This window comes from Actinoplanes sp. NPDC023714 (assembly GCF_040639855.1).
Classification (GTDB): domain Bacteria; phylum Actinomycetota; class Actinomycetes; order Mycobacteriales; family Micromonosporaceae; genus Actinoplanes.
Map to the genome: position 1 here is coordinate 296964 of NZ_JBFAAR010000003.1, position 12065 is coordinate 309028.

Annotated in this window: 13 protein-coding genes; 8 read left to right on the forward strand and 5 right to left on the reverse strand. The window is 71.0% G+C overall.

The window, feature by feature from the left end; all coding sequences use genetic code 11:
* Positions 1-6 precede the first annotated feature (6 nt).
* On the forward strand, positions 7-897 hold the full coding sequence (locus AB0G10_RS16665; protein ID WP_360921558.1) for a bile acid:sodium symporter family protein: 891 nt from the start codon (positions 7-9) through the stop codon (positions 895-897).
* Complete coding sequence (locus tag AB0G10_RS16670; RefSeq protein WP_360921561.1) at positions 894-2036, forward strand: serine hydrolase domain-containing protein; 1143 nt, start codon at positions 894-896, stop codon at positions 2034-2036. The genes AB0G10_RS16665 and AB0G10_RS16670 overlap by 4 nt, the downstream gene beginning before the upstream one ends.
* Positions 2037-2152: 116 nt before the next feature.
* Here AB0G10_RS16670 and AB0G10_RS16675 read toward each other — a convergent pair whose 3' ends face one another.
* Positions 2153-2923, reverse strand: a complete 771-nt coding sequence (locus AB0G10_RS16675; RefSeq protein ID WP_360921564.1) for a nucleotidyltransferase domain-containing protein — start codon at positions 2921-2923, stop codon at positions 2153-2155.
* Between the two features lie 242 nt (positions 2924-3165).
* On the opposite strand from AB0G10_RS16675, the gene AB0G10_RS16680 reads away from it, so the two are divergent.
* The 5 genes from AB0G10_RS16680 to AB0G10_RS16700 all read left to right on the forward strand — a co-directional run bounded on the left by AB0G10_RS16680 (position 3166) and on the right by AB0G10_RS16700 (position 6437).
* Complete coding sequence (locus tag AB0G10_RS16680; protein WP_360921566.1) at positions 3166-3843, forward strand: GerMN domain-containing protein; 678 nt, start codon at positions 3166-3168, stop codon at positions 3841-3843.
* A 148-nt stretch (positions 3844-3991) separates the two neighbouring features.
* Complete coding sequence (locus AB0G10_RS16685) at positions 3992-4183, forward strand: hypothetical protein (RefSeq protein WP_360921569.1); 192 nt, start codon at positions 3992-3994, stop codon at positions 4181-4183.
* 9 nt (positions 4184-4192) lie between these two features.
* On the forward strand, positions 4193-4513 hold the full coding sequence (locus AB0G10_RS16690; RefSeq protein WP_360921572.1) for a BON domain-containing protein: 321 nt from the start codon (positions 4193-4195) through the stop codon (positions 4511-4513).
* A 210-nt stretch (positions 4514-4723) separates the two neighbouring features.
* The gene (locus AB0G10_RS16695) at positions 4724-5560 is read left to right on the forward strand and encodes a hypothetical protein (RefSeq protein ID WP_360921575.1); all 837 of its coding nucleotides are present in this window, start codon (positions 4724-4726) and stop codon (positions 5558-5560) included.
* A gap of 46 nt (positions 5561-5606) precedes the next feature.
* On the forward strand, positions 5607-6437 hold the full coding sequence (locus tag AB0G10_RS16700) for a helix-turn-helix transcriptional regulator (protein WP_360921578.1): 831 nt from the start codon (positions 5607-5609) through the stop codon (positions 6435-6437).
* Here AB0G10_RS16700 and AB0G10_RS16705 read toward each other — a convergent pair.
* From AB0G10_RS16705 to AB0G10_RS16715, 3 genes are all read right to left on the reverse strand, one after another.
* Positions 6422-8320 (reverse strand): hypothetical protein, encoded by a 1899-nt coding sequence (locus AB0G10_RS16705; RefSeq protein WP_360921581.1) that lies wholly within the window; start codon positions 8318-8320, stop codon positions 6422-6424. The genes AB0G10_RS16700 and AB0G10_RS16705 overlap by 16 nt on opposite strands.
* 133 nt (positions 8321-8453) lie before the next feature.
* Entirely contained in the window at positions 8454-8882 is a 429-nt protein-coding gene (locus AB0G10_RS16710; protein WP_360921584.1) for a DUF998 domain-containing protein, read from the reverse strand.
* Complete coding sequence (locus AB0G10_RS16715; RefSeq protein ID WP_360921587.1) at positions 8879-9400, reverse strand: VOC family protein; 522 nt, start codon at positions 9398-9400, stop codon at positions 8879-8881. Before AB0G10_RS16715 ends, AB0G10_RS16710 begins: the two co-directional genes overlap by 4 nt.
* Positions 9401-9451: 51 nt before the next feature.
* Between AB0G10_RS16715 and AB0G10_RS16720 the strand changes: the two genes are divergently transcribed.
* Positions 9452-10360 carry a LysR substrate-binding domain-containing protein gene (locus AB0G10_RS16720; RefSeq protein WP_360921589.1) on the forward strand — a complete coding sequence of 303 codons (909 nt, stop codon included), beginning with the start codon at positions 9452-9454 and terminating at the stop codon, positions 10358-10360.
* 49 nt (positions 10361-10409) lie between these two features.
* Here AB0G10_RS16720 and AB0G10_RS16725 read toward each other — a convergent pair whose 3' ends face one another.
* Positions 10410-11906 (reverse strand): aromatic acid exporter family protein, encoded by a 1497-nt coding sequence (locus AB0G10_RS16725; RefSeq protein ID WP_360921592.1) that lies wholly within the window; start codon positions 11904-11906, stop codon positions 10410-10412.
* Between the last annotated feature and the right edge of the window lie 159 nt (positions 11907-12065).

Sequence of the window (12065 nt, forward strand, 5' to 3'; positions counted from 1 at the left end):
GACGCCATGGACTCGCCCTTCATAGCCGCCGGCCTTCCCGTCGCGCTGGCGGTCACCATGCTCGGCCTCGGCCTGGGCCTGACGACGGCCGATTTCCGGCGCGTCGTCGCCTACCCGCGAACGGTCATGATCGCACTGGGATGCCAGACGGTCCTGCTTCCCGCTCTCTGCTTCGTACTGGTCGTGGCGCTGGAACTACCGCCGGCCTCGGCGGTCGGCATGATGCTGCTCGCGGCCTCGCCCGGCGGCACCACCGCGAATCTGTACAGCCATCTGTTCGGCGGACATGTGGCTCTCAACGTCACCCTCACCGCGGTCAACTCGATCCTGGCGATCGTGACCCTGCCGATCGTCGTCAACCTGTCGGCCGCGTACTTCACCGACGACGCCGCAGGGCTCGGGTTGCAGTTCGGCAAGGTGCTGCAGATCTTCGCCATCGTGCTGATCCCGGTCGCGATCGGCATGGCCGTACGAGCGCGGTCTCCGCGATTCGCCGGTCGCCTGGACCGGCCGGTCCGGGTGCTGTCGGTTGCCGTGCTCGCGGCGGCCACCGCCGGCGCCGTTCTCGCCGAGCGTGACAACCTCGCCGCTTATTTCGCGGCCGTGGGCGTCGCCGTCGTCATCTTCAACGTGGCCAGTATCGCCATCGGCTACGGCGTTCCGCGGCTGGTCGGCGCCGACCGGCCGGCGTCGATCGCCGTCGGGATGGAGATCGGCATCCACAACAGCACCCTCGCCATCACGATCGCGATCAGCCCCACGCTGTTGGGCAACACCGAGATGGCCGTCCCCGCCGCCGTGTACGGCATCGTCGCGATCTTCACCGCCGTGGCCTTCGGGGTCCTGGCCGGCCGGCGGCGCGCTGACGAGGCGCCGGCTCTGCAGAGGCGCGCATGACCCCGGCGAATGCCGAAGATCTGGTCGCCGACGGCTTCGGTACCGTCGCGGACGCATTCCGCCGCACCGTCCGCGAGCCGGACCGCAGCGGCGCGGCGCTGTCGATCTGGCTCGACGGCGTACCCATCGTCGAATCGCAGGCCGGAACGGCCGATCCCGCTGCGGGCCGGCGCTACCGGACCGACACCCTCACCCGGATCTTCTCCGGTACCAAAGGGCTCGCCGCCATCGCGATCGGCATGCTCGTCGAGCGGGGACTCCTGCCCTCCTGGGACGTCCCCGTGGCCGACTTCTGGCCCGGCTTCGCAGCGTACGGCAAGGGCCGGGTGACGATCGGCGACGTGCTGGCGCACCGTGCGGGCCTGTCGGCGCCGCGGCGCCCGCCGCGGACCGAGCAGGTACTCGACGAACTCGCGCTCGCCGACATCCTGGCGGCCCAGGAGCCGTTGTGGCGCCCGGGCGAGCACCATCAGTACCACGCCCTCACGCTCGGCGCACTGACATCGAAGCTGATCCAGAACGCTACCGGCGAATCGTTTCGCCGATTCCTCGATCGTGAGGTCCTCGATCCGCTTGGCGCGGATGTCTGGGTCGGCCTGCCGCCGGACCAGCACGCCCGCCTCAGTGTCCTGCTCGACGACCCGGGGCCGGTGCGGGACCGCACCGGCGACATCGAGGCGCTGCTCTGGGTGGACCGCGCCAACACCCTGCACGGCGCGTGCAGCCTCGACGATTACCGGACGGCCGCCGTCATGAGTGCCGGCCTGGCCAGCGCCGGTGGTGTCGCGACCGCCAGTGGCGTGGCGCGAGTCTGGTCGGCCACGGTCACACCGACGAAAGGCGTGCGTCTGCTTCGTGACACGACCGTGCAGCGGATGTGTCGCCCCCGAAGCGTCGGTATGCCGCGCTTCGCCGAGTACATCGAAGGTCCGTGGAATTCGTGGGGAGCCGGCGTGATGATCCCGTCGGACAAGCTGAAGATGCTGTCGAGCGCCTCCTTCGGGCACGAAGGCCTGGGTGGACAGCTGACTTTCGCCGATTCCGATGCCAGGGTGGGCTTCGCCTACCTCACCAACCAGATGGGCGACTTCGACCGGGCGGCATCCGTTGTCGAGGCCCTCGCCGGAGCGCTCGGCTGAACCCGGCACGTTGACGTCGCACCCAAGGCCCGCACACCAGCAGGTCGGCTCTCCGCCGTGCGCCGGAGGCTCGTGCTGCGAGACGGGGACACACCGCTGGAGGGGATATCCGACGTCTACGCTGAGATCTCCTCCAGGACGCCGCGTTGAAACGCTCTCGACTGCGGGCCCGACGGAGATGGCTCGCCGGACCGTGCGGCGATCGACTGTTCGATCACCTCGGTCGGCTGGTAGCCGGTCGAGATGAGGTGCCGCCCGGCATCGATTTTGGACAGCCATATCCCGTCGCGACAGCGGACCAGCGCTCGGCACGCCCCGAGAACCGCATCGTCCGCACCGGCCGCGGGGTCATCGTTCGCCGGGGTGGGCAGCGCCATCCACCAGTGCAGGGAATCGATGAGCAGGCTGCGCACATCCTGTGCTGAGAGATCGGCGAAGGCTTCGGCTGCCGGTGGGCCCGCCAGCGCGCGACCGCTCTGGTGCAGGATGCTGCGGTCGAGTCCGTACCAGAACGCTCCGTCGGCCGCCGGACGATCCGCTGGTCGCAGCGTCTGCCGGAAGTCCATGGCGGGACCGTCGTTGAGTTCGAGCTCGAACCCGGGTTCCCTGGTGCCGGATCGGGCCACGGCCTCGGTGTACACGACCAGCTCCAGCCCTCGAGCCGGACAGGGCAGTGCGCTGTGCCGAAGTCGAGCGATCAATTCCCGCTTGACGGCATCGCTCAACGGATCACGGCATAACAGGGCGATGTCGACGTCGCTGCGGCCCGGCTGAAAGGCGTCCAGGGCCAGCGAGCCGGCCGCGTACGCCCCGACGAAGTTCCCGGCGAGCACCGCCCGCGCAGTGTCGGAAACCGCGGTGAGATACCCGTTGATCTCTTCGGACATCACCACATTCTCCCCGAGCGAGGGCTGCCGGGTCAGCGATCCACAACACCGGTTCGCCGAGCCACCGCTGCGCCGAGACGGGAGAAGGCAGCCGGACCGGCGCGGTCTGCGGGTCGCGGGTCCGCCCAGACTGCCCGGCCCCGGGCTGCGGATCGTTCCCGCGCCGGTGACAGTCGCGTGACAAACGATCCCACCCTCTGTCGAGAGCGGATGGCAACACCGCGAACAGGCATCATGCGGGGATGAACACCGCGCTGTCGATCGAAGGCGACGACGCCGCCGTGCACCGCGGGCACGCCACCGGCCCGGCCGGCGGCCCGGTTCCGCATCGATCTCTCAGAACATCAATCATGATCACCGTACGATGGATCGCTGTCCTCCTCGCCGCCGTGCTGGCGCCGGCTGCTTGTGGGGTACCGGCCCAGGACGATGCTCACCCGGTGGCTCTGCCGCGACGCCCGCTGAACACATCGACGGCCTCGGCAGCAGCCGAGCCGGTCGGGGAGGTGGCCCAGGTGCTGTGCCTGATCCGTGACAGCCGGCTCACGCAGACGGTCCGGCGCTTCGACACGCTGCTGGACCCGCAGCGACAACTCGACCAGCTCGTCGCCGGCCCTACCGCGTCGGAGCAGGCGCAGGGGCTGTCCACCGCGCTGGCGACGGCGGCGCTGACCGTCCGCCTGCCGGCCGGGCAGACGACGGCGGCAGTCGAGATCGCCGAGGCCGGTGAGGGTGCCGCACGCAGCGACGAGGTCCTCGCGTACGGGCAGATCGTCTGCACTCTCACCTCGCGCGCCGACATCGCCGCCGTCACGTTCCTGCGCGACGGTCAACCGCTGCAGGTCCCGCGCGGCGACGGCACGCTGTCGAGCGGGCCGGTGCGAGCGGCCGATTACCGAAGTCTCATCGGGCCGGTCTGACCGGAGGGCTCCGTCGTGGAGGCGCCGCTTCTTCGATCGGGGACTGTCATCGCTTCGCCGATCCTTCGTCGGATTCACCAGAGAAAGTCGGATTCACCAGAGAAACTGGCGACAACCGGGCATCCGATGATCTGTGAGGAGTGACGAGGTGAACAACGAGACCATGACCTCCGCCGCCCGCCGGCACGCCGGGCAGGTGATCGTGCCGGTTCAGGTCGCCGATCGCCGCGGGCACGCGGTCCGGCTGGTGGCACCGTCGCCCTTCGTACGGCGCACTCTCGCCGCGGCAGGCCTGGCAACCGCGTTCGCGGTGGGCGAGCGCGTCGCGACACGACGGTAGGCGGCTGTCATGTACTGGTGGTGGCATTGGGATCCGCAGTGGTACGGGACCTGGGCATCAGCCCATGAACACCGTCGTGCCGAACCTGTACTCGGCGAGGGTCAGACCTCGACACCTGCGGCGGCGGTGGCGCGGGCCTTGCTGGAGGATCCGGACATCAACGCGGGGCAGATCGAGATCGGCTTCCAGAACGGCGTCGTGATCCTCGACGGCCAGGTCGACTCGGAGACGGCAAGGACGGCGGCCGGACGCGTGCCGTGGTCGGTGCCAGGTGTGATCGACGTGTGTAACGCTCTGGAGATCCTCTCGCCGGAGGATCACCGCCCCTGAGCCTCGTCGCGGCTGCTGATCCGGCCGCGGGCGGCGAGCCGCTCGAGGCGCCGTTGTTCCCGGTCGGCCCACCGTGCGACCCGGCCGAGGTCGAGACGGCCACCGTGACCGACGTGCAGCGGGCCGCATCGGCGGCCCGGCGGCGTGTCCGGCCGGCCGGCCTGTCTATGATCTGCGATCTTCGCTCACCGCAGACTCGGAGTAACCCTCATGGACATAGCCCGGTCCCTCGCCGGCCTCACCGCCCTCACCGCCGTCGCGTTCGGCCTCACCGGCTGCGGCGGCTCCTCGGAGAGCGGCGCCGACGTCCCGGGCGCGGCCTCCCCGGCCTCCCCGGCCGCCTCCGCCACCCCGGCCCTGGCTCCGGCCGACGAGCTGCTCGCCGCGCTTCCGGACGCGAAGACCGCGGCGCACGAGTACGCCTCCAGCGGCGCCTGCGTCGCCGTGTGGGGTGTGGTGGACGCGCCGAACAAGGCGATCAGCACCCGGATCTTCCAGGAGGTCCCGGAGGTCAAGGTGTCACTCACGATGGCCTACCTCGCGTTCGGCACCGACGACCCGTACGTGAAGATCACCGTCAAGCCGGCCGCGATCGGGAAGCGGATGGGCGTGGGCAGCTCCTGGTACTCGATCGACCCTGCCGAGATCGACGACTTCGCGGACAGCCCGTTCTCGTACAACGGGGAGACCGACCCGCTCGGCGCCGCCATGGTCATCGAGGCCGCGGACGACCTGACCCGCGCCGAGGTCGGCAGGTTCAGCGGCACCGCCGACCTGAGCGACATCGCCGCGTCGCACCCGATCCTGGACGAGGACGCGATCAAGAAGCTCGGCGACAAGGCGAAGGCGGTCCCGATCGAGGCGACCGTGGACCCCGCCGGCAACCTCACCAAGCTGGCGATGAAGTTCCCGGCCGCCGGCAAGACCAAGGCCGGCACGTGCACCATCGCCTACTCCGGCCACAACCGGACGAGGCCGCTGTCCGCGCCCACCGCCGGTGAGGTCAAGAAGGCCACCGCGGCCGTCTACGACCTGCTGGAGGACTGACCGCACTTTCCTTCGTACGGCTTCAGAGCAGGGGAGAAGCGCAGGTATGGATCGGCGACAGCTGGCCGAATTCGTACGGGCACGCCGCGAGGCGCTGCAACCGGAGGAGGTGGGACTTCCGCGGGGCAGCCGGCGCCGGGCCCACGGACTCCGGCGCGAAGAGGTGGCGGCGCTGTCCGGCATGTCAGCCGACTACTACAGCCGCATCGAGCAGCTTCGTGGACCGATGCCGTCCGAGCAGATGCTCTCCGCGCTCGCCCGCGCCCTGCGCCTGAGCCCGTTCGAACGCGATCACCTCTTCCGGCTCGGCGGGTTCGCTCCGCCGCCGCGCGAGCACGACAACGGCGTCAGCCCCACCTTGCAGCGGGTCTTCGAACGCCTCTACGACGTGCCCGCCCTGGTCATGACCAACATGGGCGAGGTCCTGGTGCAGAACCCGCAGGCGAAGGCGCTGATCGGCGACTACACCCGCTTCTCCGGTCTATCCCGCTTCCTCGTCTACCGCTGGTTCACCGACCCCTCCGCCCGCGACCTGTTCCCACCCGAGGACCACACCAAGCGCGGCCGCGTCTTCACGGCGGACCTCCGCGTGGAGTACGCGGCCGACCCGGGCGGTCAGGCCGGCGAGATCGTCACGGCGCTGCTGGCGGCGAGCCCCGAGTTCGCCGAGATCTGGCGCCTGCACGAGGTCGACGTGACCCATTACCGCGAACTCAAGCGCTACCGCCACCCCACTCTCGGCGAACTGGAACTGTACGCACACCCTCTCCTGGACGTCGACCACGCCCAGTACATGCTGGTCTACGCCGCAGTCCCCGGCTCCCCGAGCGACGACAAGCTCAAGCTCCTCGTACCACCCGGTCACGGGCACGGCTGACCTTCGCAGACGTCGATCACCTTCCCGCTGAGCAGGAACACCGCCTTCTGCCGCTGCGCGCCCGGCTGCGCGCGCGGGAACTCGTGGGAGTCCGGCCCGTACTGCGGTCCGCTCGGGGCGAGGTTAGTCGGCGGCGGTGCGTACGTCTGACCGCTGTTCCAGACCACGAGAGCGGAACCGCGGTACGGGTACGCCGGAATCGGCTTGATGCCCCAGAACGGCACGACTTCGTCGGACCAGCCGGGCGCCAGCGCGGGCCGGTGGATGCGGGCGCCGATGGTCCGCGCCTGCACCTGGGCGGCGGCCGGCGACACCTGCTGGTCACCGAACGCCACGTGCATCAGGACCCGGTGCGCCGGCGTACCCGGCAGCGGGTCCCTGGTCAGGTGCTGGGCGTAGCCGTCGGCCTCGCCGCGGTCCCACAGCATCTGGATCAGCGCGAGGATGAGTTGCTGGTCGGCGAGGTCCGGGTACGCCTGGTCCAGGAGCTGCTGGAACGGGGCGAAGGCGGTGCTGCGCTGCAGCAGCGTGCTGTAGTTCATCGCGGGCACGCCCAGCACCGAGCGGGTCCAGTCCTGCGCGATCGCGGTGAGCGCGCCGCCGTTGATGCCGCCCTGGCTGTTGCCGTCGTAGTGCAGCCCGCCGGCCCGGTCGATCAGGCTGCGGCCCTCGCCGTCCTGGAACGCGGGGTGCCCGGCGAACCCGCCCGCCGCGATCATCGCCCGGCCGAGGAAGAGGAAGTTGAGGAAGCTCTGCTGCAGCCGATCGGGTACGGCCGGGAACAGGCTCAGGTCGCTCCAGGTCCGCACGACGTACGGGATGTCGGCGTTCGACAACCCGATCCAGCTGGTCGCGCAGAACAGGAAGCCGTAGTCCTGCGACATCTGCTTCACGTTGCCGGCGTTGATCTCGGTGGCCGCGCCGAGCAGGCCGTGCCCGTAGAGCGACAGGTGCGCCGGCCGGTCGGCGTTCACGCTGCGCGGGATGTTGCACACGAAGTCGGCGGCGAGGGCCGCGCCGGACGCGGTGGGCAGGGCATCCGGGGTGGCGGGCTCGCCGGCCGTGCCGTAGTGCAGCCGGGCGCCGGGCCCGCCCGTACCGGTCAGGTAGCTCGGCACCGTGACCGTGCCGCGCACCTGGCGGGCGATGCGGGCGTCCTGGTCGGGGGTGTAGTCGGTGACCTGGCCGACCGTGAAGGCCGGCGCCCGGCGGCCGAGGCGGGTGAACGCGTCGTCGCGCATGCGCAGCACCCGGCCGGTGAGGCCGGGCGCGCTCGCCACCGTGAAGTCCCACGCCCGGTACAGGTGCCGGCTCGTGATCCCGGCACGGTCCAGGTCGTCGCGCAGGTGCCGCGGCGCGCGGTCCGGCCCGGGGATCACCGTTCCGTCCCGGTCGCGCAGCCCGCGCAGGACGACGACGTACCGGGTCGCCTCCCGCAGCGCCACCGCCGGCCGGATGATGAGCAGGCCGCTGCCGTGCGCGTCGAGTTCCGCCCAGTGCGGGGTGCGCTGCCGCGTGCGCGTGTCGATCAGCAGGATCGGCGCGTCCGGGGCCGTCGATCGCCCGATGTCCGTGACCGGCGCGATGCCGCTGGCCGCCGGATCAAGACCCGGCACGTGTACGAGGATCGGCGTGCCGGGGCTGAACCCGTCCTGCCGGTTCCACTCCGCCGGGTCGATGTGCTCACCGGCCACGTTCGCCGGCAGCGCGCCGGCCGGGAAGTGCACCCGGCGCCCGGTGGCGCTGGCCGGGTCCGCGACCGTGTACCGGTCGCTGGGGAACGGCAGCAGGCCGGACGCGGGCCGCGCCTCGGCGGCGCGGGCGGTGCCGATCGGACTCGCGGCGACCAGCACCGCGACGGCCAGGGCCAGAAGTCGGCGCATCACGGCACTCCCTCACAGGGCAGAGGCGGCCATCTATGTGTACGCCGGTGCGCCCGCCGCGGGCATCCACCACTCGGCCCACGTCCTGGACGAGAGGGTTGCCGCCCGCTTCAACAGTCGTGGTTCTGGCCGGTCACCGTTCAGTCCGCGGTGTCATGGCGAGACGGGCGCTCGTCGCAGCGAGCCATACCAGGCCCAGGGCCGCTCCCGCGAAGGCGGGGGTGCCGACGGGAAAGCCGGCGCCGGGATCGGCGTCGAACACCGCGCTGACCAGGAACGAGGCTCCGAATACTGCGACCATTCGGGGCGCCCAGGTGGCGCCCGGCCCGTCGCGCAGCGCTTGCCGCAGACCGGTGGCGCCAGCGATGAGCAGCGCTCCTGTGAGGATGAAGTTGATTACCTGGATCCAGCCGAGGTCTCCCAGGCTGAGCTGACTGATGGCATTGCGGGTGAGGTCGAAGCCCTCGCGAGTCAGACCCTGGATCACGCCCGCTGCCAGGAATAGCGGGCCCGCAACGATGCCGCAGCCCAGAAGGTGTGAGGGTTGCGCCGGGCTCTTCATGCGGGTCGATCCTGCGGATACCAGCGCAGTTCCACGATGTTGGCGTCCGGGTCCCGCACATAGATCGACGTCGCGCTGCCGCGAGCTCCGAAGCGGCCGACGGGTCCCTCAACCAGGGTGAAGATTCCGGAGGCGATGACCTGCTGCCAGTCGAGGGGCCGTACGACCAGGCAGATGTGGTCGACGTTCGACCCGCCGCCGGACCGGCTGAAGAGATCGATGATCGTGCTGGCGTCGACGCGCACCGAGGGGAATTTGATCTTTCCGGCGCGCCATTCGTCGACCCGGACCGGTTGCAGCCCCAGCACCCCACAGTAGAAGGCGAGAGATCGCTCCACGTCGTTGACGTTGAGCACCAGGTGGTCGAAGGCGATCACCTGCAAGGCGTCTCCCGGTGCTTCAGCGCGAACGTCCAGTGCGGCCGGGCCGACGGTGTTTTCGATGTCCACAAAGGCTCCATCAGTACGGGCGGAAGTGGTGATGACCTCCAGTTTTGGGCAGCCGGCGATGTCGACCAAGCCATGATCGGTCTAGGATCGTTGACCTGTATTCAACGATCGGACCGGTACATGCTCGAGCGTCACGAGATCGAGACCTTTCTGACCCTGGCCGTCGAGCTGCACTTCGGCCGTACCGCCGACAGGCTCGGCGTCACCACCGGCCGGATCAGCCACGTCGTCAAGAAGCTGGAACGTCGCGTCGGGGCGCCGCTGTTCGAGCGGACCAGCCGGGTCGTGCGGCTCACTGCGATCGGTCAGCAGCTCGCCGACGACCTCACCCCGCTGGTGACCGGGATGGAGCAGGCCTTCAGCCGGGCCGTCGAGGCCGGCCGAGGCGTCACCGGCCACCTCCATGTCGCGTTCCTCGGCGAGTGGACCGCGCCGACGCTGCTCAGAGCGGTCCGCCTGTTCACCGAACGTCACCCCGGCTGCGAGGTCACCGTGCACGAGGCTCAACTGGCCAACTCCCGCGCCCACCTCGTCGACGGGTCCATCGACCTTCTGCTCGCGTCGTTCCCGTTCGACGACATGTCCACCGGTCCGGCCCTGCTGCGCGAAGGCCGGCTCCTGGCCGTCCCGAGCGGGCATGTGCTGGCCGGTGCGCGGGCGGTGTCGCTGGAAGACCTCGCCGAGCACCCGGTCGTGCAGTACCCGGCGGTGACCTCGGCCGCATTCAAATCCGACCGCACCCCCGAGCACACCCCGTCCGGCCGGCCGATCCCGAAAGGCCCGATCGGCAACACCTTCTCCGAGATGCTCACCCTCGTCGCGATGGGTCGCGGCGTGCTCCCGGTCGGCGCGAACACCCCTCGCTATTCTCCGCGGCCGGACATCAGCTACGTGCCGATCCACGACGCGCCTCCGATCGAGCGCGGCCTCGTCTGGATGAAGACCAACACCACCGCACGGGTACGGGACTTCGTGCGCGCCGCTACCGACGCCAACCCGCTGCCTCGGCCGGGGAGACCGCCCGGCTGAGGGTGTGGACCCCCCGTCACCGGAGCGGCGGGGCGGCTGCCGCCCGGGGTCAGTCCCGGCCGGCGTCCGGCTCGGCGGCACCGGGTCGCGGCGGAGGCTCCCTTTCCGGCTCCTTCCGCTCCGGCTCGGCGACCGACTCGGCGGCGGCCCGGACGGCGGCCGCCGCGGCGTCGGCGGCCGCCTGCTCATCCGGCCGGCCCGTGCCGGCATCCGGCGCGTGGCCGCGTGCCGCGTACGGATCGGGGCCGGCCAGGTTCGCCGCCGCCTCCGTGGCGGCCTCCGCAGCGACGTCCATCACCCGCCGCATCGCCCGCCGGGACCGGTCCGTGACCACCGGCAAGGCCTCGTCGGCAGCGTCCGCCATGCGTCGCGCCGCCCGCCGCGGGCCGTCGGCGAGTGACGGCGGGCGCCACGGCTCGGCGGCGGGACGTACCGCCGCCTCGATCTCGACCCGCAGCCGGTCCACCGCGGTGAGCAGCGCACCGTGCTGCTGCCAGGCCGCGGCGTCGGCGTGCGGGTCGACCAGCAGCAGCCGGCCCAGCATGTCGCGCCGGCGCTGCAGCTCGTCCAGCTGCTCCGCCACGCGGGCCCGGGCCGCCTCGATCGGCTCAGTGCCCGCCGCGACCGCGGCGACCTCGTCCATGGCCGCGGCGGCGGCATCGAGCACGTCGGCGAGGGCCGGGCGGGCGTCCGGCGAGTAGACCTCACCCTCCATCTCCGGCGGCAGGTAGAACGTCCGGTCGAAGATCTCCCGGCACAGCGTACGAACCACGATGGTGCAGTACTCGATGGCGGTGAGGGCCGTGCGCAGCCGCGGCTGCGCCACCCGCACCTCACCGCCGCGCGGGTTGAGCACGGCGCTCTGCTCGGCGCGGACCATCGAACGGTCGGCCGCCAGCACCGCGGCGCTCAGGTCCCGCGCCGCCGTGAGCCGGTTCTGCGCGACGTGACGCGACCAGCCGGTGCGCAGTTCCGCTGCCAGCGCGCGCAGGAATCCGGCCAGCCGGGTGGCCAGACCGGCGACGGCCACACCGGCCGGCACCACGTGGACCGGCGGCGCGATCGTGAAGTTCACCGCGATGCCGACCGCCGCACCGATGAGGGTCTCGTACACCCGGCCCTCCGCCGCCTGCGACGCCGCGGCGGCGCCGACCGCGAGGACGAGCATCGCGCTGATCGGCACCTCCAGGGTATGCGGCCCCAGGCGGAGGAACTGCCCGAGTACGAGGCTCACCGCCACCACGGCGCCCAGGCTCCACCAGCTCAACCCCACGATGGCGGCGAACGCGACCGCGACCAGGACACCGGCCAGCACACTGAGGACGCGCTGCAGGCTCTCGGTGATCGTCTGATAGACGGTGACCTGAACCACCAGGATCGCGGTCAGCGGCGCGAGGATCGGCGCCTCCGTGGTGTTCAGCAGGTCCGCGGCGACGTAGGCCAGCACGGCGGCGAGGGTGACCTTGGCGGTGCGAAGGCCGGGGATCCGGCCCCACCGCGCCAGCATCGCCGTCCAGGGATGACGCAGGAAGGTGATGAGCCGCATCGTTCCTCCTGACGGAGCCTCGGGGCGTTGCCTGCGCGGCCGTCAGAGCCCGTGGCGGATCCGGCACGCGGGGCCGGATCGGTTCGAAACCGCGTACCGGCTCGGGGTGCTCCGTCGAGTGTATGGAGTGGAGACCCCGGCCCGATTCCCGGACCGGGG